Annotated in this window: 24 protein-coding genes; 3 read left to right on the plus strand and 21 right to left on the minus strand. The window is 59.1% G+C overall.

The features are described 5' to 3' along the window. Window positions 1-3 precede the first annotated feature (3 nt). From BMZ42_RS02325 to BMZ42_RS02375, 11 genes are all read right to left on the minus strand, one after another. Window positions 4-714 carry a hypothetical protein gene (locus BMZ42_RS02325; RefSeq protein WP_091518100.1) on the minus strand — a complete coding sequence of 237 codons (711 nt, stop codon included), beginning with the start codon at window positions 712-714 and terminating at the stop codon, window positions 4-6. Window positions 715-719: 5 nt separating this feature from the next. Then, on the minus strand, window positions 720-1,763 hold the full coding sequence (locus BMZ42_RS02330) for a zinc-dependent alcohol dehydrogenase (RefSeq protein ID WP_091518102.1): 1,044 nt from the start codon (window positions 1,761-1,763) through the stop codon (window positions 720-722). A gap of 80 nt (window positions 1,764-1,843) precedes the next feature. Then, window positions 1,844-2,638, minus strand: a complete 795-nt coding sequence (locus tag BMZ42_RS02335) for an ABC transporter permease (RefSeq protein WP_091518105.1) — start codon at window positions 2,636-2,638, stop codon at window positions 1,844-1,846. Beyond that, window positions 2,631-3,398: an ABC transporter ATP-binding protein gene (locus tag BMZ42_RS02340; protein ID WP_091518107.1), complete on the minus strand. Its 768-nt coding sequence runs from the start codon at window positions 3,396-3,398 to the stop codon at window positions 2,631-2,633. The genes BMZ42_RS02335 and BMZ42_RS02340 overlap by 8 nt, the downstream gene beginning before the upstream one ends. 59 nt (window positions 3,399-3,457) lie before the next feature. Next, window positions 3,458-4,486, minus strand: coding sequence for an ABC transporter substrate-binding protein (locus BMZ42_RS02345; protein ID WP_091518109.1), 1,029 nt, complete (start codon window positions 4,484-4,486; stop codon window positions 3,458-3,460). A gap of 94 nt (window positions 4,487-4,580) precedes the next feature. After that, window positions 4,581-5,555, minus strand: coding sequence for a LysR family transcriptional regulator (locus BMZ42_RS02350; protein WP_175556610.1), 975 nt, complete (start codon window positions 5,553-5,555; stop codon window positions 4,581-4,583). A gap of 1 nt (window position 5,556) precedes the next feature. Continuing rightward, window positions 5,557-6,450 (minus strand): alpha/beta fold hydrolase, encoded by an 894-nt coding sequence (locus tag BMZ42_RS02355; protein ID WP_091518115.1) that lies wholly within the window; start codon window positions 6,448-6,450, stop codon window positions 5,557-5,559. Between the two features lie 20 nt (window positions 6,451-6,470). After that, the gene (locus BMZ42_RS02360; protein ID WP_175556611.1) at window positions 6,471-6,791 is read right to left on the minus strand and encodes an NIPSNAP family protein; all 321 of its coding nucleotides are present in this window, start codon (window positions 6,789-6,791) and stop codon (window positions 6,471-6,473) included. Between the two features lie 4 nt (window positions 6,792-6,795). Further along, window positions 6,796-8,511, minus strand: coding sequence for an FAD-dependent oxidoreductase (locus BMZ42_RS02365; protein ID WP_091518117.1), 1,716 nt, complete (start codon window positions 8,509-8,511; stop codon window positions 6,796-6,798). Between the two features lie 19 nt (window positions 8,512-8,530). Beyond that, window positions 8,531-9,793, minus strand: coding sequence for an FAD-dependent oxidoreductase (locus BMZ42_RS02370; protein ID WP_091518119.1), 1,263 nt, complete (start codon window positions 9,791-9,793; stop codon window positions 8,531-8,533). Between the two features lie 33 nt (window positions 9,794-9,826). Next, on the minus strand, window positions 9,827-10,636 hold the full coding sequence (locus tag BMZ42_RS02375) for a shikimate dehydrogenase family protein (RefSeq protein ID WP_091518122.1): 810 nt from the start codon (window positions 10,634-10,636) through the stop codon (window positions 9,827-9,829). Between the two features lie 134 nt (window positions 10,637-10,770). Between BMZ42_RS02375 and BMZ42_RS02380 the strand changes: the two genes are divergently transcribed. Next, complete coding sequence (locus BMZ42_RS02380; RefSeq protein WP_091518124.1) at window positions 10,771-11,664, plus strand: LysR family transcriptional regulator; 894 nt, start codon at window positions 10,771-10,773, stop codon at window positions 11,662-11,664. A 33-nt stretch (window positions 11,665-11,697) separates the two neighbouring features. On the opposite strand, the gene recQ is transcribed toward BMZ42_RS02380, so the two are convergent. After that, window positions 11,698-13,494 carry a DNA helicase RecQ gene (gene recQ / locus BMZ42_RS02385; protein ID WP_091518436.1) on the minus strand — a complete coding sequence of 599 codons (1,797 nt, stop codon included), beginning with the start codon at window positions 13,492-13,494 and terminating at the stop codon, window positions 11,698-11,700. Between the two features lie 578 nt (window positions 13,495-14,072). Between recQ and BMZ42_RS02390 the strand changes: the two genes are divergently transcribed. Continuing rightward, on the plus strand, window positions 14,073-15,395 hold the full coding sequence (locus tag BMZ42_RS02390) for an acetamidase/formamidase family protein (protein WP_091518127.1): 1,323 nt from the start codon (window positions 14,073-14,075) through the stop codon (window positions 15,393-15,395). A 53-nt stretch (window positions 15,396-15,448) separates the two neighbouring features. Here the strand turns inward: BMZ42_RS02390 and repC are convergent, their stop codons facing one another. The 3 genes from repC to repA form a co-directional block, all read right to left on the minus strand. Continuing rightward, the gene (gene repC, locus BMZ42_RS02395) at window positions 15,449-16,783 is read right to left on the minus strand and encodes a plasmid replication protein RepC (RefSeq protein WP_091518130.1); all 1,335 of its coding nucleotides are present in this window, start codon (window positions 16,781-16,783) and stop codon (window positions 15,449-15,451) included. 180 nt (window positions 16,784-16,963) lie between these two features. Continuing rightward, window positions 16,964-17,983 (minus strand): plasmid partitioning protein RepB, encoded by a 1,020-nt coding sequence (gene repB / locus BMZ42_RS02400; RefSeq protein WP_175556612.1) that lies wholly within the window; start codon window positions 17,981-17,983, stop codon window positions 16,964-16,966. Continuing rightward, window positions 17,983-19,179 (minus strand): plasmid partitioning protein RepA, encoded by a 1,197-nt coding sequence (repA, locus tag BMZ42_RS02405; RefSeq protein ID WP_420492435.1) that lies wholly within the window; start codon window positions 19,177-19,179, stop codon window positions 17,983-17,985. The genes repB and repA overlap by 1 nt, the downstream gene beginning before the upstream one ends. A gap of 461 nt (window positions 19,180-19,640) precedes the next feature. Between repA and gstA the strand changes: the two genes are divergently transcribed. After that, a complete protein-coding gene (gstA, locus tag BMZ42_RS02410) occupies window positions 19,641-20,246 on the plus strand; it encodes a glutathione transferase GstA (RefSeq protein ID WP_091518140.1) in 606 nt (201 codons plus the stop codon). A 237-nt stretch (window positions 20,247-20,483) separates the two neighbouring features. Here the strand turns inward: gstA and BMZ42_RS02415 are convergent, their stop codons facing one another. Genes BMZ42_RS02415 through BMZ42_RS02440 form a run of 6 tightly spaced genes read right to left on the minus strand, consistent with a single transcriptional unit; the run spans window position 20,484 to window position 25,668 of the window. Continuing rightward, window positions 20,484-20,804, minus strand: coding sequence for a hypothetical protein (locus BMZ42_RS02415; protein WP_091518142.1), 321 nt, complete (start codon window positions 20,802-20,804; stop codon window positions 20,484-20,486). A 17-nt stretch (window positions 20,805-20,821) separates the two neighbouring features. Beyond that, window positions 20,822-21,517: an orotate phosphoribosyltransferase gene (locus BMZ42_RS02420; protein WP_091518144.1), complete on the minus strand. Its 696-nt coding sequence runs from the start codon at window positions 21,515-21,517 to the stop codon at window positions 20,822-20,824. Window positions 21,518-21,576: 59 nt separating this feature from the next. Further along, window positions 21,577-22,617 (minus strand): dihydroorotase, encoded by a 1,041-nt coding sequence (gene pyrC, locus BMZ42_RS02425; protein WP_091518147.1) that lies wholly within the window; start codon window positions 22,615-22,617, stop codon window positions 21,577-21,579. Continuing rightward, entirely contained in the window at window positions 22,614-23,891 is a 1,278-nt protein-coding gene (locus BMZ42_RS02430; protein ID WP_091518151.1) for a Zn-dependent hydrolase, read from the minus strand. The genes pyrC and BMZ42_RS02430 overlap by 4 nt, the downstream gene beginning before the upstream one ends. After that, window positions 23,888-24,832 carry a dihydroorotate dehydrogenase gene (locus tag BMZ42_RS02435; protein ID WP_091518153.1) on the minus strand — a complete coding sequence of 315 codons (945 nt, stop codon included), beginning with the start codon at window positions 24,830-24,832 and terminating at the stop codon, window positions 23,888-23,890. Before BMZ42_RS02435 ends, BMZ42_RS02430 begins: the two co-directional genes overlap by 4 nt. Then, a complete protein-coding gene (locus BMZ42_RS02440; protein ID WP_091518155.1) occupies window positions 24,826-25,668 on the minus strand; it encodes a dihydroorotate dehydrogenase electron transfer subunit in 843 nt (280 codons plus the stop codon). The genes BMZ42_RS02435 and BMZ42_RS02440 overlap by 7 nt, the downstream gene beginning before the upstream one ends. Between the last annotated feature and the right edge of the window lies 1 nt (window position 25,669).

Consider the following 25,669-nt stretch of genomic DNA (forward strand, 5'->3'; position numbering starts at 1 on the left):
ATGTCACAGGTATGATGCTTGTAGATCGGCGCGCGGAGGCATTCTCCACCCTTCCCGCTGCGGCAGGTCTTCACTGGTGATGGCACAAAGCAGGTCGAAGACCTCCCATTCGGCCTTCACTTTCGGAGCAAGCCGCAATATCGGCGCGCCCAGCGCTCGCACCACATCGTTCAATTGCTGGACCGTGGTCGCCTCGACGACGACAACAGCAACCGCACAAGCATCGCCGCCGACTGAATTCTGGTGAAAAACCTTGTATTGCGGCCTGGGCGTCGACAGTCCGAGCCTGAACGATGTCAGGGCGCCTCGCTTTAATTGGTCCTGAAGCGGCTCGACTATCTGTTCGGCATCGGAAGCCCGTTCCAGCGGCAGGATCAACGTTGCGATCTTACCCGCAATACCTCGTCCGCCAGAGGCCACAAGCTCGCACGGATAGCGACGAAAATCGCTGAAATACTGGCGCATGCGCGCCGACCAGTCGCTCGGCTGATCGACAAGCTCCCTGTAGGCGGTTGTCTCAAGCACCTGCAGCGACTCGATTTCGTAGAGCGTGAAAAAGACACGCTCTCCTCCCTCCCCGCGCGCGTAGCGTCTGGCACCCAGAAATCCGGGAACACTGACCCGCTCGGGCACATGCTCAAATGTGTGCCAGCACTCATACTCGTCAAGCAGTGATGGATCGAATTTATTCCACAATGGAAGAAATGCAGTCATTCGTATCAATCCTGCGGATGTTGAATGACGACTTTCGAGGCTGTCTTGGACTGCGCCAGATCAAACCCCTTTGCTGCATCCCCAAGATCAAACCGGTGGGTGATCAAACCTCGAACGCGCTGCTGATTGGCAGCCAAGTAATCGACCACGCGACCCCAAGTTGCCAATGGCGAGCGATAGGAGCCACGCAACTGCTGGTGGTTACGGACAAGGACTGTCAGGTCGACGGAAGCCGGGCGGGGATGAATCCCGGCAATCACCATGATGCCGCGCTTTTTCAGACATGAAAGGGCTTCGGGCACCACGTGCGGCGCTCCGGTCGCCTCGATCACAACATCAAAGCCGCCACGCTCCAGATATGAAGCCAGCGCATCGCGAAGAGACGATCCGGCAGTGTCGACGGTATTCTTGAAACCTATCGCGTTGAGCGTTGCCAAGCGCGGCCCGTCATTGTGGCCACAAATCACGATCTCGGAGGCTCCCGCCGCCTCACAAAACAGCGCGATGCCCTGGCCGATGAAACCAGGCCCAAGCACCAGTACCCGGTCGCCCGTCGCCACTTCGCCTGTATCGACAGCTTCCGCGCACACCGTCATTGGTTCCGTCAGCGCCGCGATCTCAAAATCCAATCCGGACGGCAGTGGCACGCAGTTGGCTTCTGGCACAGCGACATGGGAGGCAAACGCACCGTTGCGTCCGATACCTATCCCACGCCGGCCGGTACAATTGTCCTCATCGCCGGCGCGACATGCCGCACAGGTTCCGCACAGAACGGAAGGGCGCGCGGTGACGTTCATGCCAACCATGCCGTGGTCAACATTCGCGCCAACGGCGACGATCGTACCGGCAAATTCGTGACCGAGGGTCACCGGCATGGCGGACTGCATCGATTCATATCCAGGCGTCCAGGCCGCGATGTGCAGATCCGTTCCACAAATTCCCGTCGCCCGAACACGCACCAGAACTTCGTCGGGTGACAGCGTGGAAATTTCGGGGATTTGGCGCAATTCAAAGCCAGCGCCAGGCTGCATTTTCTGCAAGGCCAGCATCTTGGTACTTTCGGTTTGTTAAGCGGACGGCTCTTCGACTGGCAAGGAGCCGCCCGACAGGTGTCCGGGACTACCGCGGATCAGCGCCAGCCCAGGAAACGTTTCTCGATCAATCCGATAAGCCAGTTCGTGACCAGACCCATCACGGACAGGATCGTCACGCCGGCAAACAGGCGCTCAAGATCATACAGCGCCCCCGCCTCCAGAATGTAGGAGCCGACGCCATATTCCGCGCCAAGCATCTCGGCGGCCACGAGCAGGATGATCGCAATGGAGATCGAAACGCGCAGACCGGACAAGATTGCCGGAAACGCACCGGGGAGCACGATCTTGCGTACGATCGACCACCACGACAGGCCGAAACTCTGCCCCATGCGGATGAGGCTGCGATCCACATTGTCGACCGCGCCATAGGTCGCCACGACGGTCGGCGTAAAGGTTCCAAATGCGATCAGCGCATATTTGGACGTTTCGTCGATGCCAAACCAGATGACGAACAGCGGCAGCAGCGCGATCTTCGGGATCGGGAACAGCGCGGCGACCAGCGGGACAAGCCCAGCGCGCACGAGACTGAACAAGCCAATCAGCACACCCAGGCCAATGCCGGCGGCAATCCCCAGAGACGCGCCAACAACCAGACGATTCAGCGACGGCAACAGATGCTTCCAGAGCAGACCGGTGTTGTAAAGCTGGACCAGCGTCTCCAGAACCGCCGACGGATGCGGCAGTGTCAGGGAAGAGATGAAACCGCTGCGGGTTCCAAGCTCTGCGATGGCAATCAGCATGATGAACACAACAAGGCCCACGCCGCGCACATGCGTCGGCTCGAAGCCACGGCCCCGGAATTTAACCTTACGCACCACGGCATCAGACATTGAGCAACTCCTGATCTGCAGCCGCAGCCTCTTCGCGCATCAGCTCCCACAGTTCCTGCTGCTTGGCTTCAAGCTCGACATTCGCAAGCGCTCGTTCATCGAGCGGCATGTCGATATCGACAATAGCGCGGATACGGCCCGGACGGCGCGACAGAACAACAATGCGATGGCCAAGGCGGACAGCTTCGGCAAGATTGTGCGTGACATAGACGGCAGTGAATGGCTGGCGCGTCCACAACCCGACAAGATCATCCATCAGCAATTCGCGCGTCTGGCTATCCAGCGCCGACAGGGGCTCGTCCATCAACATGACAGCCGGGCGCACGGCAAGAGCGCGGGCAATCGCCACGCGCTGTTTCATGCCGCCGGACAGCTGTTTTGGCAGCGCCGTGCGGAAATCAGACAGCCTTGTGCGGGCAAGCACATCCGTCACAATCTTGTCCATCTCGCTGCCGCTGATGCCATGGTCTTCCAGCACCAGCTTGATATTGCCCTCAACCGTACGCCAGGGCAGCAAAGCGAAGTGCTGGAAGACATAGGTCAAAGGATTGAGCGAGTCGCTATCGGGCTCACCAATCTGAAGGACGGAACCGGATGTTGGCTGTTCGAGCCCCCCGAGAAACCGCAACAGCGTCGACTTTCCGCAACCGGAAGGGCCGATGAGACAGACAATCTGCCCCTGAGGGATGTCGAGCGAAATATCACGCAAGACCTCTACTGAACCATAAGTATGGCTGACTTTGTCGATCCGCAAATCCATGGCGAACTCCAGCGGAGGCCCGTTACGGGCCTCCCGCGATTTTCAATAATGTCGAAAGATCAGAGAATTTCGACGTAGGAAGTGTCGAAAAGCATCTCTGGCGTAATGGTGTCCTTGACCATGCCTTCCGACTTGAACCAGTCCAGCTGCTCGGTGACCGAGCCTAGCGACATTGCCAGGTTGTTGTTGATGCGCATCGAGCCTTCAACCAGATTTGTCTTGGCCTGCTCGAATGGGAGATCCGCCTCGACATATTTGTGAACGATCTTGGCGAGTGCATCGACGTCTTCGGCTGAAGCGGTCTTGTCGACGAACGCCGCGTTGTAGTCGGCGACGGCCTTCGAATAAGCGCGGATGAAGGCCTCGGTCTTCTCACGCTCATTGGCCGCGTTGTTGGTCGACGTGAACACCGTCGTCACCTGGTAGTCAGGTGCGTAATCGGAAACCAGACCAATCTGCTTGGCTGCGCCGTCAGCAATGAGCTTCTTGGCGATGCTCGGCTGGATCGCCCAGGCGTCGATCTGACCCGACGACAGTGCACCAACAACTGCGCCGACCTTCTGCAACGGACGCAGGCTGATCTCGGACAACGGAATGTTGTTGGCCTGTGCGATCTTGTGCGCCATGAAATGGAAGGACGAACCGGTCGTGGTGATGCCGAAGGACTTGCCTGCCAGCTCCTTAGGCGAGGTCAGACCGGCTTCATAAGCCTTGTTCGAGGCGAGAATAATCGCACCGACGAGACCCTTCTCTTCGGTCAGAGCGCCGCCGATAACCTTGATGACCTCTTTTTCAGCGAGGCTGATCAGGCCGCCGCTCATCGCGGTCACGCCATAGTCAGCATCGCCCGAGGCGATGGCAACGGCCATCGGCTGAGCTGCTTCAAAGTACTTCAGCTCAACATCCAGACCTTCGTCCTTGTAGTATCCGCGCTCGAACGCAATGAAGCTGGGCGCATGGCTGGCCAGCCGGATCACGCCCAGATTGACTTTCATCTCTGCACGGGCAGGCACGCCAAACCCGACCACCGCAGCGGCAGCACCGGCGCTCAGAAGAGCCTGACGACGAGTCAATGTGAACTTGTTCATGTAACTTTCCTTCCTAAGTTTAACCTCTTTGGGTCATTAGACGGCGTTGTTGCCAGTTACAACGCGCACCATCAATAACCGAATTGCTTACTTGTCATGCCCTCAAGGCATAGCTTTGGCATTCATCTCCCGGTGTCTTCTCCTCCAGCCTTTTTCGCAGAATATGAATCAGGTTCTTCAAATTATTGGAACGCGGACGCATGCGGTTCCAGAGAACAGAAACCTGAAAAGATGGCGGATCCAGCAGGGGCCTGACGACGACCCCGTCGCCGATCGGCCCCATCACGGCGAGCGCATCGACAAGGGCGATACCCATCCCCTGATTGGCCAGCGCCAGTGCCGTGTCAGAAAAGCGTACCACGGCCTTGATGTTCACGTTAACCGAGGTCGTCTTGAGATATTTGTCGATCACGGCGTGATGCGCGCCAAAATCGGGAAAAGCAATAAAATCAACACCTTCCAGATCGGCCGCTGAAAGCGTCTCGCGATCTGCAAGAGGATGCGAGCTTGGTACGACCGCAACAAGCCGTGCTGTTCCGACCCGCTCGCTGCCGATCAGGGGATGGTCGACCTCAGCGATCGTGACAATCGCTTCGCCGCGTCCGCTCACCAGATAGTCATCCATCTGGTCCACCGACAGAACATCGAAAAACAGCTCCAGCGAGGGAACTCTGACGGAAAGCGCCTTCAACGCCTGGGGCACCAGCGCACGGGCGGGACTTGCCGTTGCACCGACGCGAAAAACCGCCGCTTCTCCGCCGATAATGCGCGAAATCTGTCCCGAAAGACCAGAAATCTGTCGTACGATCCCGTCAATCTCAGCGAAAATCAGCAGCGCTTCCGAGGTTGGGATCAACCCGCCTCGTTCTCGTGCAAACAGTTCGATCCCAAGAAGATCCTCCATTCTTCGAATGGTGCGGCTCAGCGAAGGCTGAGATACATTGAGAACCTTGGACGCCGCCGTGATCGAGCGGGCCAGAACAACCGCGTGAAACACCTCGATTTGTCGCAGGCTCAGTGCCGGTTCGGCCCCATTTGAAGATGGTTCGTCCCGAGCTTCCTGCTTCATCTCAGTTTCGCTCCAGAAACGGAATGAGGTCAGCAAGAACGTCGGCGGCGGCATTTTCGGCTAGCAGGTGGCCCCCTGCCAAACCACGCCCCGAGACATCGGCAGCCCACTGTCGCCAGATATCAATCGGGATTCGGCCGCCGCCGAACGTTCTGCCTTCTTCCCACAGCACCAGCACCGGCTGAGCCAGCATTCTGCCGCTGCTGCGGTCATCCAGATCCAGGCGCTCGTCACTACCCGCACCGGACCGATAGTCCTCACACATTGCATGGCGCACTGACGGCTCCCGAAATGCCCGCCGATATTCGGCAAGCGCGACAGGATGCAGCCGTTCGAGGCCACCGCTCATTTTTTCCAGCGTAAGGTCGAGGAAATAGTCCGGGTCGGCAGACAACAGCCTTTCTGGCAGGTCGTGAGGCTGCGCGAGCATGTACCAATGGAATGCACCCATGCCGAAATTCTTGTCGGCCCCCCTCCACATCTCTGAGGTGGGAACAACCGCAAGGGAAGCGAATGCGCGCACGGAATCGGGCAAGTCCAACGCCATGCGATAGCCCACCCGGCCACCACGGTCGTGCCCGACCACTGCGTAATTCTGATATCCCAGCGACATCATCAGCTCGTGGAGCTGGGCACCCATCCAGCGTTTGCTGCCCCAATCCTGCGGAGGGTCGATAACGCGGCTGTCACCATAGCCCGGAAGATCCGGTGCAATGACCGTGAATTTTTCAGCGAGCGGCCCGGCGACACGATGCCATGCCGCCTTGGTTTGTGGATAGCCATGAAGCAGCAGCACCGGTGCGCCCGCCCCACCCACGACCGCGGACAGGCGTGCACCGGAGGTCTCGACCTCGACAGAGCGAAAATTCGGGAAGAGAGTTTCTGCGGCGTTCATGCTGTCCGTTTCAAGTTGCTTCACGCCAAGGGCGAAAAATCGGTTGGCTTGAGAATTGTTGATTTCAGCTCGACAACTGCGTCGAGTTCCTTGTTCTTTGCGCCAAACTCGGCCCAGCGTGGGTCTGCAGCCATGCGCGCGCGACGCTCTGCACGGTCATCAAGGCTTTCATATGCCCAGATATGGACCACCTGATTGGCTGTTCCAAACTCTGTGGTGAAAAATCCGACCAGATTGCCAAGATATTCCTGTTGCACCGCCAGAGCATGGTTCTTGTAGAGCGCCAGCCAGTCGGGCATCCGGGTCGGCCGCAGCGTGTAGGTTCTCATTTCGTAGATCATCTGATCATCCCTCCTGAACTTGATCTTGTAGCCGCGCGACTGCGTCCTTCGCGGCGATGTAACCGAATGTGAGTGCAGGCCCGAGCGTAATGCCGGGGCCAGGATAGGTTCCATTCATGATGGAATTCATGTCGTTGCCTGCAGCGTAAAGCCCGGGAATCGGCCGACCTTCGAGATCAATCGCGCGTGCCGCACTGTCTGTACAGATTCCGCGCGCCGACCCAAGATCTCCTGTCATCAATTTCACGGCATAAAACGGCGCCTGTGCAACCGGTGCAAGGCACGGGTTGGGCCGATGGCCTGCATCGCCCATCGAGCGGTTGTACGAACTGCTGCCCTTGCCGAACTCGCCATCGACGCCTGTTTCCGCCGCAGAATTGTAACGGGTAACCGTGTCCGCAAGCGCGGCGGCTGGAACGCCGATATGTCTCGCCAGTTCTTCGATGGTATCGGCCTTGATGAGATAGCCGTTCCTGACCAGCGCAGTGTTCGACCCGGGAGCCGGTCGAGCCAGCCCCATTCCATATGCCGCCAGCGCCTTGGCATCACAAATCAGGTAGCAAGGCGAGTTTCGTTGCGGATCACTCTGCATTGCCATCACAAAACGATGATAGGAATCCGCCTCGTTCACGAAACGGCGTCCCTCCTTGTTCACGGCAATGAGGCCCGGCTTGGCGCGATCCGTCACCAGATGCGGAAACTTTTCCTCAGTCCCGTCGGGTTTGACCATCACCGAGATGGGCGCCCAATAGAAATTCGAGACCAGCCCCTCGCCCATGGCCGCCCCGGCCTGCGCCGCGAAACGAAGCCCTTCCCCGACATTCGCCTGCGGTGACATCGAGCGATGATCATTGCTGGTCGCCGGGCGCCATTTCCCAGCATCGCCGGAAGCACCAAATCCACCAGTCGCCAACACCACACCCGCCCGAGCGCGGATCTCGCGCTCACCATTTTCGGAGGCAATGACGATGCCCCGCACCACGCCATCGTCGACGATCAACCTGTGTGTCGACACATTCGTGCGCAGATCCACTCCAAGGTCCATCACTGAACGCGCCAGCCTCGCCATCAGTGCGTTGCCGACAACAAGTCGCGTGCCGCGAGAATGGGAGATCCGGTCTTTGAGATAGCCGAGGATCAGTCTGGTACAGTGCGCCAACGACGTGAATGAGCGACGCATGTTGAGAAAATGCTGAATATCGACACGGTTGACCATCATGCCGCCGAAGAGCAGCATTCCTTCCGGCGGCTTGCGAAGTTCAGCGAAACGCGCGCCCAGCCAACTGCCGTCATATTCGACAATCTCGAGTGCCCGACCACCCTCCGACGCACCATCGATCTCCATATGGTAGTCAGGCGAAACTGGTCTCACTCGAAATTCCAGCTCGGTGTTTTGTTCCAGATAGGCCAGCGCCTCTGCACCGCGCGCAAGAAATGCGTCAATCAAATGGGTGTGGGCACCGTCGCCAGCGAGCTTCATCAGAAATTTACGCGCTGTCTCAAGCGAGCTATCCAGTTGCGCTTCGATGGCTTGGGCCGTGCCCGGAATCCAGATTGTTCCACCTGAAATTGCCGAAGCGCCACCGAAGTGCCGGTCTTTTTCTGCAACAAGAACCCTGAATCCGTGGCTGGCGGCGGTAGCTGCAGCGGCCAGGCCTGCGGCTCCACTTCCCAGCACGATTAAATCGTAATTGTCTGAAACCGCAGCCGCAGGCTCCATCGTTTTCTCTCCAAAGCGGTCAGACAAGTGCGCCTTGCTCCAAAAGCGTTTTCCTCAACAGCCCTATTTCGGCTGCGCCGTCTTGCGAGGCCAGGGCCGCAGACACACCGGCTGCGTGGCCAGAGGCAAATGCAGTGCCCATGACGCGCACAGAGCCATAAGCGCGGCTGTCGGCACCGATCACACGGCCAGCAAGACGCAGATTGTCCACCTGTGCAGCTTCGAGCGCACCTGCGCGAATGTCGAAGAAGCCATCGCCGCCAATATCGACGAAACGCGCGCGGCCTGGAGCTTCGTGAACTTCAGCTGGCCAACTGCCCCGGCCAATGCCGTCATCGTAACGCCTGCCTTCAATCACATCGACTTCCTGGACATCGGCGCGCGAGAGTGGCCGCCTTGTTTCACGCACACCGATCTGTGGACCGGTGGAAACGAGATATGCACGCTCAAATCCGGGATGGCGGCGCAACACTTCAAGATTACGCCAAGCCAGTTCTCGCGCAGTTGTCTCGACCGCGCTGAGGCTCTTATTGGTAATCCCGTCAGTTTCAAGGTCGATTGCCATCCACCAGAACTGGTCCGTCAACGGCAGACGAGACATAACGCCTCCATCCGCACGCAGGATCGGCATTTCAGCCGTCTCATTATGTTGGGCGATCAGCCCGGCCATGATTTCGCGGTCAAACTCGACGCCATCCGGCACACCGCCAATCCGCACAGGAAATGACGACGGCTGCAGATGCGCGTCGGCCCCGCCTTCAAGCGTCAACGGCACACCGGCCAAGACCGACAATGTCGCTTCGCCGCTGGCATCCACGAACGCCCCGGCTTCAACAGTGACCAGTCCGGCATGATCGGCCAAGGTCACAGAACGAATGCGGTTGTCGCAAACCTGCGCGCTGACAACGCGGCTGTGCAGCGCAATTTCAACGTTGTTCTGAAGCGCGAGCCGATCAAAGGCGAGCTTCGTCGCTTCCGGATCGAGCATGATGATCCAGTAACCACTTTTTGAGACGATCGGCTGAATGTCGACGCCGAGGCTCTTCAGCTGCTGAAGAAGCTCCTGCCCGACGCCATACACCATCTGCCGCGCGGTATCTCCACAGGCATAAAAGCCGCAATATGCCAGTACCTGCGAATTGGTCGCCGCGCCGCCCATGAAGCCATAGCGCTCGATCAAAAGTGTGCGCGCGCCGGTACGCGCAGCACCGACGGCAGCGGCTATACCACCCGCGCCAGCGCCGACGACCACGACGTCATACTTCTCCACTGCCCTGTCCATACCGCTTTCCGTCTTCTTCAAACCGTGATTGTTTCAATCGCCTGGCGACAGCACGCCCATGAAAGCTCCCAGCAGTCCAAGCTGCGCTCTGGCCATCTCCGGTCCGGTTTGAATGGACAAACCGCGCGCGCGTGCTGCTGCAAGGAACGGCGTCACCTCCGGTGAGGTGACGACATCAGCGACATGAGCCGTCGGCTTTAGCAGTGCGATTGCCGGCGCAGACAGCGGGAGGGGATCGCCAGCCTGCATCCCAAGTGGCGTGGCGTTGGCGACAAGATCGTAGCGCGAGTGATCCCCGATCTCGGTCGCGATCGAAATTTGAGGAAATTCCGCCGCCAACGCGGACGCCAGCCGGCCTACACGCTGCGCATCCGGATCGCAGATCGCCAGAACCGAGACGCCTGCTTCACACAACGCATGAGCGATTGCACTGCCGGCACCACCGCAGCCGATGACGAGCGCCTCGCGGCCATTGGGCGTGAAGCCGTGGCTTTCCGCAGCGCGCACAAAACCCAACCCGTCCACCATGTCGCCGATCAGCTGCCCGTCGGCACCGCGTCGCACCACATTGACCGCGCCAAGCAAAGCCGCACGCTGTGTGACACTATCAATCCCGGAGGCGATGGCCTGCTTATGAGGGATCGTGACCACGAAACCATCAAGGTTTTGCCAGGTTCGGGCCAAAGAAAGGAACGCGTCGATGCCATCGCTGGGAATGTCCATCGCGATCATCGCAACATCGCTGCCAGCCTGCGCAAAAGCGTTGTTGAAATTCTCGGGCGACTTCACCTGCACAACAGGGGAACCAATAATCGCAACGAGGCGGGTGCTGCCCTTGATCATTCTATGTCTCCACCACCGGCAGCAACTGCCACCTGAGCGAAGCATGGCGCGCTTCCAATGGGGACACCAATAGTTTAAGCACGACACATCATAACTGAAAGTTATGCAGATGAAGCATTTCAAGTGGACAGGTAATGGCTAGGCCGCGACTGAAGGATCGGCAAATCGAGGTATTTCGGGCCGTGATGGCGACCGGCTCGCTCACTTCCGCGTCGCAGCAACTGGGCGTTTCGCAACCCAGTGTGACCATGACTATCAAGCGCTTCGAAGACGAGTTGGGCACGACGCTGTTCGAACGCATAGGGGGTCGCCTCGTTCCAACCGAGGAAGCCAAGCTGATCCTTGTTGAGGTCGAGCGGGTGTATGGCCAGTTCGACCGGTTATCCGAGGCGATCTCATCCATCGTCGCTGGCGACGGCGCAAGGTTCCGGTTCGGAACGACGCCAAGCATCGGAATGCGCCTGATACCCAAGGCGCTCAAGCGTATGCGCGACAATCATCCCGCTCGGGTTTTCTATTGCGACTTCCTCGCCCAGAAGGACGTCCGCGACTATCTTTTGTTCGGACAGGGCGCCTGTGTCACGACCATCGCCAAGGCTGATGACCCGACACTGGAAACGACGATCGTCGCACGCGGAAAACTGGTCTGTCTCATGCCTCAAACGCATGCGCTTGCCAGACTACCGTCCATTTCGCCCAAAATGCTGGCGGGTGAAACGCTCATCTCGTTTGCCCCGGAGACGCCGCACGGCAAGTATATCGACGCCACCTATGCACGCGCAGGTTTCGAACGAAAAATCGATGTCTTCGTGCATTTCGTCGAGGCAGCGATCTCCTTTGTTGCCGAGGAGATCGGCGTATCTATCGTCGATGAGTTTTCGGCGATGGATTGCGAACGGATGGGGTTGGTCGCCGTGCCGGTGGAAGACAGCGTTGAAATTCCAGCATATCTTTACTGGTGTCGTTTTCGACCGCGCAGCACGGCGGTGGAGGAATTGATCGATACCCTGAAATCACTTGCATCGTGAAGGCAGGCCACCAGACACGCGAGCCGGTTGGCGTCAGGTGGAGTGCCCCGCGATAACTGCAAGAAATGCCGGCCCGTAGCGCTCGAGCTTGGTTTCGCCAACACCGGGTACATTTGCCATTTCAGCCCGCGACGCCGGGCGCGCAGACGCCAGTTCGATCAGCGTCTTGTCGTGGAAGATCACGTAAGGCGGCAGATTTTGCGTTCGGGCGATTTGCGAGCGCTTTTCGCGCAATGCCTGAAACAGTGCCTGATCGGCTTCCGGCAACTCGATTGCAACGGTGCCCGCAACTCTCCCCCGCGAAGCCCGCTTTGCAGGCTTGCGAAGCTGGAGTGTCGCCTTGTCGCGGAGAAACTGACGGCCGCTCTCCGAGATCGACAGCCCGCCATGGCCGCCAAGGTCTACATCAATCAGCCTCAACGCAATCAACTGGCGAAGGATCGCACGCCAGCTTCGACTGTCATGTTCCTGTCCGATGCCATAGGTCGAAATCTGATGGTGCCCCATGCGGGTGATGCGGTCATCCTCAACGCCCAGAAGAACGTCGACAATATAGCCCTGTCCGAACCTCTCGCCGGTACGGTGGATGCAGGACAGTGCCTTTTGCGCCGCGACAGTGCCATCGAACAAAAGCGGTGGCTCAATGCACGTGTCGCAATTGCCGCAGGGATCGCAATCGTCGCCGAAATAGGACAGCAGTACCCTGCGCCGACACTCGGCCGTCTCCGCCAAGCCAAGTAACGCATCCAGCTTTTGCCGCTCTGTGCGTTTACGCAAGTCCGGCGCATCTGAGTCCTCGATGAACCTGGCGCGTAGCGCGATATCGTCGGTGCCGTAGAGCATCAACGTATCGGATGGCAGCCCGTCCCTCCCCGCTCGCCCCGTTTCCTGATAATAGGCTTCAATACTGCCCGGCAGATCGAGATGCGCGACAAACCTCACATCCGGCTTGTCGATCCCCATCCCGAACGCGATGGTCGCCACCATGATGACCGCTTCGCCATGCTGGAAACGTGCCTGGTTCGAGGCGCGTTGATCCTTGTCCATTCCCCCATGGTAGGCCAGTGCGTCATAGCCCTGTGCGCACAACCACTCTGCTGTCTCTTCCGTTTTGCGCTTCGACAGGCAATAGACGATGCCACTTTCGCCCGGGTGCCGCTTGAGAAAGCGGCTCAGCTGCGCCCTCGGATTATCCTTCTCCTCAATGGCGTAGCGAATATTGGGACGATCAAAGCCCGCGATGAAAGCGTCGCGTGGCGAGATCTGCAGAAGCTCCAGAATCTCTGTGCGAGTCGGCTCGTCAGCGGTGGCCGTCAAAGCCATGCGTGGAGTGTCAGGAAATTGCGCGGCCAGAATATTAAGTTGACGATAAGACGGCCGAAAATCATGCCCCCATTGTGACAGACAATGCGCCTCATCAATGGCGATCAACGACAGAGGCACGGATCGCAGGCGCTCCACGACATCCGCTCTAAGGAGCGTTTCAGGCGCAACATACAACAGATCGAGCCGTCCCGAAAAAATCTCGTTCCACAGAGCACGTCGCTCTTCTAATGCGAGGTCGGAGTTAAGGGCGGCGGCGCGAACGCCGGCCTGACGAAGCGCCTCGACCTGATCTGCCATCAGGGCGATCAGCGGCGAGATCACCAGCCCCACACCGGAACGCGCCAATGCCGGGATCTGATAGCACAACGACTTGCCTCCGCCGGTAGGCATCAGAACGAAGGCGTTGTTCCCAGTCATGACATGATTGACGATCTCAGCCTGTGGGCCGCGAAACGCATCATAACCATAGACCGTCTTGAGAATATGAACTGGATCTGCGGTCAATCTTGCCTGCATGGAAAAAACAAAGGGAAGCGGTCTCATAGCAGATTCGCCGACTCCCGCATCATCAGCTCACAAGTGACAACTCGCTGGAGAGAAGTACCTGCGCTGCATTGCCAGTTCCAAGAAACATTCAACCGTGCCGTCATCTGGCGCACAGCCGCTCCACTATCTACTTGTCGTATCGTGGCGCGAAGGTCTGAAGCGCGCCCATATTCCCTAACTGCAGCGTGAAACACGATCAGGCATTGCAAATCGCCCAGACGTTGCAGGCCGAAATTGAATAGCATCAAGTGCGAATTATTGCGCTTTGAGAAGCAAAAGCGCACCGCCCGTCGTCTCATTAAAATCGGCCAACAGCGTCGGCCATGACATCGCTTGGCGTCAGTCAAGGCAATCCACTGCGCAGCTTGGCCTCGTCTGAAACAATTGGCGCGCTCTCATGACGGCTTTACGGTCATGCCTCGTGCATGCATGGTGGCGCCGTGCGGGTGTGCGGGCACTGCGATAGCGCAGGCGTAGTGGGAAGTAGGCTCAATTCAGGCATTCAGCGCACACGTTGAATCAAGGGAGGAAACACCATGAACAAGCCAGGGATTGCTTCGACTGCGCCGAGGCGCAGTGTGATTGTCGACCGTTACACCAACGCCGTTCTGGACCCTGACGCCCCGATGTTGGGTCCGGTCGAAAACGGCGGCACGATCATCGCCAATACGGCGCCGGGATGCTGGGGCCCGATGATCACGCCAAGTCTGCGCGGCGGGCATGAAGTCACACAACCTGTCTATGTCGATGGTGCGGAACCGGGCGACGGCATTGCGATCAGGATCCGCGACGTGACCGTGACGGCGATTGCGACGGCCTCGGGACACGATTCCTCGCCGGAAGGTTTCTGCCTCGGCGATCCATATGTAGCCGCGAGGTGCCCCTCCTGTGACGAAGTCTGGCCGGAGACGCATCTCGAGGGCATCGGGCAGGATGCAGTCAAATGCAACAAATGCGGGAACGCGGTCACGCCGTTCGAAATCGTCCACGGTTACACGGTCGTCTTCGATGAGACGCGACGTGTCGGTGTGACCGTTCCACGCGCCGCCGCCGAGACAATTGCGCGCGATCCCTACCACTACGCCGCGCTGCCGGACGGTTCCGTGCAGCATCCGATCCTCGCCTTTGCGCCCTCTGACATGCCCGGCGTGATGGTGCGCATGCGCCCGTTCCTTGGCCAACTCGGCACCACCCCTTCCCGCGCAATGCCAGATTCGCACAATGCGGGTGATTTCGGCGCATTTCTTGTCGGCGCACCCCATGCCTACGGGCTGACGCCGGAGGAACTGCTTGAGCACAAGACCGACGGACATCTCGACATCGATGCTGTCAGGCCCGGCGCCATCCTCATTGCACCCGTGAAGGTAAAGGGCGGCGGCGTCTATATGGGCGACATGCACGCGGCGCAGGGAGACGGCGAGATCGCCGGCCACACGATGGACGTCGCCGGCAGCGTCACGTTGCAAGTAGAGGTGGTCAAGAACTACCCGATCGATGGGCCCGTCCTGTTCCCGCTGCTGGAAGACCTGCCGCCACTGGCCCGACCATTCTCGGCGGATGAGCGGGCGCGAGCTGAAAAGCTTGCGCGCAGCTGGGGCCTCGCTGCCGTCGAGGAACTGGCCCCGATCTCGGTCATCGGCACCGCACCCAACATGAACGCTGCCATCGATAATGGGCTGGAGCGCGCCGCAAAACTGCTTGGCATCAGCGTGCCAGAAGTGCGCAACCGCGCAACGATCAATGGCGCGATCGAGATTGGGCGTGCGCCAGGCGTCATCCAGGTGACGTTCCTTGCGCCGCTGGCAAAGCTTGATGCCGTTGGACTGGGTGGCTACGCCCGCGAGCAATATAATCTGTGACGCGACTGGCACGGTCGTCCGCATCTGCATGGCCGTGCCAGTCTCCCTGCCCATCAGGCGCTACCCTTAGGCTTGCCGAAGCTTCGCTTCAGAGCTTCGCTGATCTCGAGCGGCCGCGACGATGATTGCGGGACTTCATTTTTTGGTGAAGCCCCCTCCCCTCCCCCGCCGTCTGGTTTCCGGGCATCGTCTAACCGTGCCCGCAGCAGCGCCATGATCATCGGCAGCGCAGAATATTTGCCCTCACGCGCCTTGTCGGTGAGGCTGCGCAAATAACCGCCCGCGCTGCTGATCTGCTCTGAACGTTGATAAATCCCGGCAATCGTGATCGCAGCCTGCTTGTCGCCCATGGCCGTGCGCGCTTCTTCCCACGCGCTGGGGCTCACGCCGAGCGTTGAACGCGCTATTCCCGCCGCCGCCAGCAATTCCCGCCAGCTCCGGATTGGCTCACCGCCCTTTGCGAGCCAACCGATAGTGGGGCAAGCGTCCAAAACTATGGTTAACGGAAGCTCTCGCTCTGGCAGAACGTGTACGTTGTTGGTCGTGGGATCTACCGCTGCGGCCGACTTCTTTTTTTCTGAGTCTATAGATTCAAGATTAGAGTCTGGTTTTGAATTCTGTATGTGGCGACCGGAATGGGACTCATTGGCAACCGAAATCTGAGTTTTTGCAAATGATTCCAACACCTCACGCAGTTCCGTCCAAAGTCCGTGGAGATCAGTGGCTACGTCCTCGGCAACCAGCCTTCCAGCGTTGCGCGGCAGCCTGCTGATGATCTCCTGGTAGGTGAGCAGCACCCTCCCCCAATTCCCGGGCACCTTCTCCTCGATCGCCGTGTCGATCATCTTGACGATATCACGACGCAGAAGCGTCAGCCGTTCCCTGGCAACACGCAGCGCTTTCTTTTCAGCCTGAACGCTTTCTGCGAGCGCCCCGAACTCGGCCGCACGGGCGAGCACCGGCGACAGATCGAAGCCATAGGCCTGCTGGATCTCGCCATCACGTCCCTTGCGGGCAAATCGTTTTCCATTGGGGCTGTCGCGGCGGATGATGAGACCGCAATCAACAAGAATGGCGAGATGGCGGCGCAAGGTCGTCGCCGGCATGCCATTGGCGCGTGCCATCAATTGTTCGTTGGACGGCCATACGACAAGCTCGCCGTCTCCGGCCAACTCGGGCTCTGGATGGAAAGAAAGCAACGCGTTGAGGATTGCCAGGCCCCGATCGGTCGCGCCGATGAGATCCCTTGCCTCGCGGATGTGACGAAACACTTCCCATTTGTTCGCACGCGTGCCGGCCGGGATATCCCGCGCAGCTGCCTGACTTGCGATCATGCCAAGCGACATCGCTCGCCGCCCAAAGGGCGTCGCTACGAAATGCGTCTGCATTTTTCTCCCACCTTCTTTCAGGCAAAAGAAATCCGCTCGCCAAAACGGCGCGATGGAGCCAAAAAGACTCTTGACGCTGATTCCAGGAAATGCGATTCTCTAGCTACCACACTACGAGAAGGGCTTCCGGGATACTGTTTCGGGGGCCTTTTTCTTTTGCGGTTCAGTTCTCCGTTAGACTTACTGGTTTGATTTGCGGAAGGCGTCGTAGAGGTTGTCCAGATTGTCGGACAGCCACGTACCAAACGGCTTCGCATCCCTGTCTGTGAGCTGCAGCGTCATCCCCTGACGGCCAACCTTGGTTGCCACCGCCACGGTCTTGTCAGCCGCACGCCACGTGTGAGCGTCCTGCGCCCGCCGTCCTGGCTTCACCTCGGCGCGATCAAGCTCGGCAGCAAGAAACTCCAACCTGCGATCACTATCGAGCGCCACGAAATCGGAAGTCTGGGCAATCTTGCGCGCGCGGGATGCAACATCATCGTCGCGCAGTTTCACTGCCAGCCTGTACCACCGGTCGCGACCACTGGCGCGCGCGGCGCCGATCGACGCCACGAGGTCAGTCGGCATATCCTTTGCGACCGACAACATCTTTGACACCACCGTCTTGTCGACGGAAAGCGCAGACATGATAACGTCTCGATCGTAGCCGCGCGTTTCCAGGCTATGGGCAAAGACAGCCTTCTCGATGAAGGAGAGGTCCGCGCGTGCGCTGTTTTCCTGGCCCTGGGCGATGACGTGCGCCCGGTCGTCGAGCTGCTTGATGACCGCGCGAACCTTGCGGTCAAGTGCCTTGGCAGCCCGGACGCGACGGTGGCCGAAAACGGTCATGTAGCGACCTTCGGCTTGCGGATGCGGACGCACCAGAACGGGACTGTCCTGCCCCCTCTCCCGGATGGCGGCGAGCAGCTCCTCGAACGCCTCGCTGTCATCATCCAATCGGTCGGCGATGAACGACACGTCGATCAATCCCGGGTCGAGATCGATCACTGTTTCGCCGTCGAGGAGCCTGGCTTCAAATTCCTTGACCGCTTGCGCCTTCTCGGCGAGTTCGTCGATCGAGCGCGTGATTGCACCGAACGCACCGCGTCCGCGGTTGCGCTCCATTGCGGGGGACAGCGAAGCCTCCGGCGCTTCTTCGGCCGGGTTGACCGCAGTCAACTTTCTCTCGGTCAACGAAACAAGGAGGTTCTTCCGAGCCATCACCGACGTCCCCATGCAGCATTAATCAGGTCAGCAATCTCCCCATTGACGAGCCGTAGTGATTCCATCGCACGGTCATAGGTCGCCCGGGTGAACTGGGAACGGTCGACCTCGTAAAGCGTCTGCTTTGTGATGCCCGCGTCCGAAATCGCTGTGCTCTTGAGCATTTCATTGACAAGCACGTGACTCTTGAAGATCGCACGCATGAACGCGACCATCTGGCTTTGCGGCCCGTCGGTGGGCTCGTAACGCGTCACCAGATAGCGCAGCCAGTCAAGTTGCATATTTGCGCCGGCGCGTTTGAGCGTGCCCATCACCTCGCCCATCATCATCAGGAACTGGCACATCGACATGACGTCGAGCATCTGCGGGTGGACGGTAATCAGAACGCTCGTCGACGACGATAGCGCCGTCAGCGTCAGATACCCCAGCTGCGGTGGGCAATCGATAACCACCACGTCGTAATCGTCCGCGACATCGGCGAGCGCGTCATCGAGACGACCGAAGAAGATCCGCCCCATCGACCCGTCATTGCGAGCGAGCGCCAGCGGCGTATCGTATTCGTATTCCTGCAGTTCCAGATTGGCCGGAACAATGTGCAGGCCGGGGAAATTGGTCGGACGCACCAGATCCTTGAGCGACTTGCGTTGATCGTCATAACGCAGCGCTTCGTACAACGACTCATTGTGGTCGATCTCGGGCTGGAAGCCGTGCAGCGCAGACAATGACGCCTGCGGATCAAGGTCGATCGCCAACACCCGGTAGCCCTCAAGCGCTAAATGCTGGGCGAGGTGAGCGGTGGTCGTCGTCTTGGCGCTGCCGCCCTTGAAGTTGACCACCGACAAGATCTGCAGGTGTTCGGCTCCGCGACGGTGCGGCACATATTTAGGAATGCGCGCGCTCTTGTCGAGGAAATGACGCATCTCCAGCATCTGCTCAGCCGTATAGGACCGGCGACCGGTCGGCGTCACAGCGGGGAGGGGCCCTTTGCCCTCAAGCGACAGGTTCTTCAGATAACCGGCGCTGACACCAAGATAGGAGGCGACTTCGGCGATCTGGAACGGGCGCAGCGTCTTGTGCGCGTTGGGGGGAAACATCTCCAGCCGATGCTCGTGCAACATCGCAGAGAGGTCGCTGGCCTGCTGTGTTACAAGCAGATCAACGTCATCAATTTCCCTCTGGGCTTTCACTTGCATATTCACTGAAAAATCTCGCACATGCGTTTTGAAGGCTATTTTAGCCGTACAACCGCATCTAGCTCTGATTCTCAGTTTGCAGCAAGGATTTTAAAGTTAACGAGAGGTTAACAGTCACAAGTGTTTACGCTGAGGTTGACCGCAGTCAACTACGAAAATGCGAATTAAGTTTGATACCTTCACTTCGCGGCGTCGTCGGGTCCAACGCCCACAATGAATGGCAGATCGATACCCCTACAGTCACTCCTCCACTCTCTTTCCTGCGAAGAGAAAGCAAAGGGGGAGGGGAGGGTCGATGGCCCTAAAGAATTTCACCCGCAATATCAATTGCCTAGGCTTCGACATCCGCGATGTACCTCTTGAAGAATCGACAGAGGATAAACATCTATCAGGCGGCTGCGTCTCCACCGTCTCTTCAATCGGTGACCCCGCCAGCCCTTATTTCGAATGGAGCTCACCTTATGAAATTGTATTACATGCCGGGCGCTTGCTCGCTCGCAGCGCATATCGTTGCCAACGAAGCAGGGCTTTCGCCGGAACTCGTCAAGGTTGACGGGAAGACCAAGCAGACGGACAACAACGACGACTTCCTCGCCATCAATCCTCATGGCTATGTCCCGGCGCTGGTTACTCAAGACGGTGACGTCCTGACCGAAGCGCAGCTGGTCGTGCAGTACCTTGCCGATCAAAAGCCGGAGAGTGGCCTGATGCCGGCGGGAGGCAATATGGCCCGTTACCGTGTCCAGCAGTGGCTGGCATTCATTTCATCGGAACTGCACAAGAGCTTCGGAGTCTTCTTCAAGCCGGGCGCCACGGACGAGGCCAAGGCAGCTGCGAGCGCGCACCTCACCAAACGCTTCACCCATGTTGACGCACAGCTGGCCGGCAAGACCTATCTGACCGGTGACACCTTCACAGCGGCAGATGCGTATTTGTGGACGATCCTCGGCTGGACCAGATTTACAGGTTTCGACCTGTCGCCCTTTACGAACATCCAGAAGTTCATGGGCACAGTGGCTGCACGTCCGGCCGTGCAGAAGAGCCTCAAGGCCGAAGGCCTGGCATAATCGCTAGGCCATCCCTATCGGCTGATGTGCGCTGACCACGCCTCGGCTTTCAGAGCTCCGGCTCGCAAAAAGACATGTCCGCGACCAGGGGCGCGGACATGAAAAAAGGCGACACTGATCGCCTCGCAATTTTTTGATTTCCATCCCCCCGCCGGACAACGAACCGGACCCTTGCGGGTACCGGTTCGTGACGGCAACAGGAATTTTACGGACCGGCCCAAGAAGCCAGCCGAACAATCAGCTCGGGTCGACCAGCTTTGCAGCGGCCGCGTTGAGCACAGCCAGCTTTTCTTCAGCCGAAGCGCCACCGGCATATGCCTTGTCGAGCGAAGTCAGCAACGTGCTGAAAAGCTGGAACTCCTCGGCAGCTTCGTCGGCCGTCAGCGGCTGATCGTCGTAAGCGTCCACGAAATGCTGGGCAGCGTATGAGATCATCAGAAGTGCCGCCGCATTGTCGGGTTCACCGGCAACACGGGCACGAGCAGCACGAACGACCGCATCGTAGGCACGAACGCCACCACCATGCTCGTTCAGGTCCTTCATGAAAACGTCAAACATCATGCATTCCTTACATGCTAGCGCGGCAACTCCGAAATACCGCCATTGTTGGCCGACCACTGCACGGGTGCAGAAAGGAAGCTTTCCACCTGTTCAATGGTTTCGTTCGAGAAACGCTTTTGTTCCTTGGCAACCTTGAGGATGTCCCACCAAGTCGCAAGATAATGAAGACGGATCCCCGCAGCCTCGAGCTTCTGCGGCGTGTCGGGGAAGATGTCGTAATAGAACACGGCAAAGGTATCGGTGACCGTCGCGCCTGTCTTGGCAACCGCTTCGGCAAACTTGATCTTGCTGCCGCCATCGGTGGTCAGGTCTTCCACGAGAAGAACCCGCGCGCCTTCGGCGAGCGAACCTTCAATCTGCGCGTCACGTCCAAAGCCCTTAGGCTTCTTGCGCACATACACCATCGGCAAGCCGAGACGATCGGACAGCCATGCTGCAAAGGGGATCCCCGCCGTTTCGCCACCGGCGACAGCGTCGAACTGTTCGAAGCCAACGTTGCGGAAGATCACCGACGCGGCGAAGTCCATGATGGCCGAGCGGATGCGCGGGTAGGAGATCAGCTTCCGGCAGTCGATATAGACCGGGCTCGCAAGGCCGGAAGTGAACGTATAGGGCTGATCGGTACGGAAGTGCACGGCATTAATTTCGAGCAGCATCTTGGCTACTGTCTCAGAAATTACCGCGCGATCCGGGAATGTGTTTGAGAACATGGCTGCATCCTTCTGTTGACCGCGCCTCTCGCTATCAACTTAGCCGCTTTCTCGCCAGCCTAGTGTTCGAGATTCCAGTGGATCGCGAACATTGGATCGAACAGTGTGACTTGACCATCGCCAGTTTCGATCTTCGCAGGGAAGGCTACCGGCTCATCATAACGCCGAAGCGTCACCATCTGTTCGCTCACCGGAAGCCGGTAGAACGCCGGCCCGTTCAACGAAACAAAGGCTTCCAGCTTGTCGAGCGCGTTTTCCTCTTCGAAGACATGCGCAAGGCAACCCAGCGTATTGGTCGACGAAAAGACGCCGGCACACCCACACGCGCTTTCCTTCAGCGGATCAACATGCGGTGCCGAATCGGTGCCAAGGAAGAAACGGGAGTTTCCGGAGGTGGCAGCTTTGCGCAGGGCCAGCCGGTGGACTTCGCGCTTTGCGATCGGCAGACAGTAATAATGTGGACGGATGCCGCCCATGAACAGCGCGTTGCGGTTGATGATCAAATGATGCGTGGTGATCGTCGCGCCGATATTGTCACCGCCGCCACTGACATAATCAACGCCGTCCTTGGTGGTGACGTGTTCCATGATCACGCGCAATTGCGGGATGCGCTGGCGCAGCGGCTCGAGAACCTTCTCGATGAACACCGCCTCACGATCGAAGATGTCCACGGAAGGATCGGTGACTTCGCCATGGACGCAGAGTGGCACGCCAGCTTCGGCCATGCGCTCCAGAACCGGCAGCACATTCTCGAAGTTGCGAACGCCGCTTTGCGAGTTCGTGGTCGCACCTGCCGGATAGAGTTTCACTGCGGTGATTGCGCCGCTCTCAAAACCGGCCACGACATCGGCGGCGTCGGTCGCTTCCGTCAGATAGAGGGTCATCAGGGGCGTGAAATCGTGGCCCGCGGGGAGGGCGGCCATGATCCGCTCGCGGTAGGCGTTGGCCTGCGCCGTCGTGACCACGGGCGGCACCAGGTTGGGCATGACGATCGCACGCCCAAAATGTTCAGACGTATGCGGCAGGACCGCATTCAACACCGCGCCATCGCGAAGGTGAAGGTGCCAGTCATCCGGTCGGCGGATCGTCAGGGTCGTCATTCGTGCCTCTTGAGAAACTCGTGAACGATATCTGTGGCGGCGATGAAATCGTCCAGTTCCATCGCTTCCTGCGGATTGTGCGAGCCATTGGCGTTGCGCACGAAGACCATTCCCGAAGGAACGCCAGCGGCAGCAAAGACAGCGGCGTCGTGGCCGCCACCCGACGGCATCACGAAGGGCTCTTGCCCCACACGTTCCATAGCAGCCTTGAGCCCTTCTACAAGATGCGGCGCGCATAAGGCCGGCTCGACGCTCATCTCTTCGTCAAGCTCAAAGCGAATGCGACGCTCCTTCTCGACCTGCTGCATCTCGGCATGCAGAAGGCGGCGCATGTCGTTCAGCGTCTTGGGGCTCTGGCTGCGCACATCGAGGCTGAAGGTGATTTCATCCGGGATACGCGACATGGCGTGCTGGGCAGGATCGGTTCCCACCATGCCGCTGGTCAGCACCAGGTCATCACCCATGTTGAGGATGGTCGACCAGCTTTCGTCGAGTCGCCCCAAGAGGTCGGCCATGGCAAAAACCGGATCGCGGCGGAACGCGCGCGGAACGGCGCCGGAATGACCTGCTTCACCAATGCAACGCACGTGACGGTGGCGGAAATTGCCACGAATACCGGAAACTACCGCTGCAGGAATTCCCTTGCCGACGAGGAGGGGGCCTTGCTCGATGTGAAGCTCGATATAGGCCTCGACCTGCGAGAGATCCATGAGAGGAACAGCGGAGCGGATCCGGTCCATCGGCAGACCGGTATCGGCCATATGATCGTCGAGCGAGCGCCCATCACCCTTGTGGGTCGCTTTCAGTTCGCCTTCGGCCAGCGTCCCGGTCAGAGCCTTCGAGCCGATATAGCAGGGGCCGAACCAGGCGCTTTCCTCGCCGCGCATCGCCAGCACATGAACCGGTCGCGCAAAACGCTCGCCCGCGCGATGGGCGCGCAGGAGGCAGACGAGCCCGGCGACAATACCAGCCAGCCCGTCGAAATTGCCGCCGAACGGCACACTGTCGACGTGGGAACCAACGAGCACGTAACGCTCGGCGTCCTTGTCATGGGGAAGGCTGAACCTTGCGTTCAGACCGGCGTCATACCAGACGGCCAGACCTTCCTTGCGCGCGAAACTCTCCAGAAACTGCAGCGTCGCAGTTTCGATGGACGAGAAGGCCGGACGGCTGACCCCCTCGACATCGCGTGTCTGCGCGGCGATCTCCTCGAAGAGGTAACGCGCGATTTCGATGTCGGACGTTTCGTCGAGGCGCTCGCGCAGGGCTGTCATGGAGCAGCCTCCATGAAGACGACCCCGGGGTCCTGTTCCTCGTCGATGACACTGCCGATGACGTCGCGGACCGAACTGTAGCCGCCGCTCGCCAGCAGAGCCTCAAGATCGGTGACGATCTTGGGCATGATTGCCGGATCGATGAAGGTGGCGGTCCCTACCTGCACAGCTGTGGCCCCGGCAATCAGGAATTCCAGCACGTCCTCGGCATTGGAAATGCCACCGCAGCCGATCACTGGAATATTGGTGGCGCGGGCACATTGATAGGCCATACGCAGAGCGATCGGCTTCAGCGACGGGCCGGACAGGCCACCCATCAGATTGCCGAGTTTCGGCTTGCGCGTGCGAATGTCGATGGCCATGGCCAGAATGGTGTTGGCCACCACCAATGCATCAGCACCACCTTCTTCCGCAGCACGCGCGACTTCTGGCGTCTCGCCAGTGTTTGGCGTCAGCTTGGCCCAGAGCGGGAGATGCGTCGCCTGGCGCAGCTTGCACATCACATCGTAAGTGGAGGAGGGGCGTATCGCGAACGCCTTGCCGTCTTCCTCGATATTCGGGCAGGAAATGTTGACTTCGATGGCGTCAACACCCTCGACAGTGACTTCCGAGCACAAGGTCGCAAACTCATCGGCGGTGTTGCCGGAGATGCTGACGACCAACGGTGTCTTGTACTGCTGGTAGAAGGGGACAACCTTCTCGATGAAGTAACCGACGCCCTTGCTGGGGATGCCGATGGAATTGAGCATCGAGCCCGACACTTCGCACACGCGCGGCGTCGGGTTGCCATCTCGCAGACCGCGCGTGATGGTCTTGGTCACATGCGCGCCGATCAGATCGAGATCGAACACGTCCGCCAACTCCTCAGAGAACGTTCCCGAGGCAGGCATGATCGGATTTTTCAGCTTCAGCGAGCCGACGTCGACACCAAGATCTACCATGGCATGGCCTCCTGCATGTCAAAGACCGGGCCTTCGCGGCAAACGCGAAGATTGACCTGGCCGCCATCCTTGCGGAACGGGCGGACGCAGCAGTGGCACATGCCAAGGCCGCAGGCCATTTGCTGTTCCAGCGCGATTTCACCGGGAATATCGTGGCGCTCGCCGATTTTCTGCAAGAGGCGCAGGATGCGGTTTGATCCACAGGTATAAAACGCATCGACGCCATCCAGCGCGACGAGCTGCTCGATTACCGCTTCTAGGTTTTCGATGCTCGACGTGCCATCCGTGTCGGTAACCGTAATGACGCGTGCGCCGAGCGCCTCGAAATACTCCACTGACATCAGAACGTCAGCGCTACGCGCGCTGCAGATTGCCGTCAGCTTGCGACCAAGCCGCTTGGCTTCGAGCGCCAGGGGGGCAAGCGTTGCAAGGCCAACGCCACGCGCCACCAACACCAAATGGTCCCAGTCATCTTCAATGGTAAATCCGCGCCCCAGCGGACCGAGAACGTTCAGCGTGTCGCCTGTCTTCAAATGCGACAGAGCGCGCGTGCCTTCGCCCGTCACCTTGTAGAGAAAGTGCAGTTCACCCTTCTCGGGGTAGAAGCCGTAAATGCTCATCGGACGGCGCAGATATGGCGTCTCGCCGCCGATCTGCGGGCAAAGCAGATGAAAGAACTGGCCGGCATGGCACTGTTCGAGCAGTTCAACCGGAGCCGAAAGGATCATCAGTCGGTACTCGCCGTTGACCGGCTCATTGGAAATAACGGGCAGATCACGCTCGAAGGCAACCGGGTTGGTTGGTTCGAGCGCGCTGCTTCTCACTACAGCATTCATA

This window comes from Aquamicrobium aerolatum DSM 21857 (genome assembly GCF_900113935.1).
Classification (GTDB): Bacteria; Pseudomonadota; Alphaproteobacteria; order Rhizobiales; family Rhizobiaceae; genus Aerobium; species Aerobium aerolatum.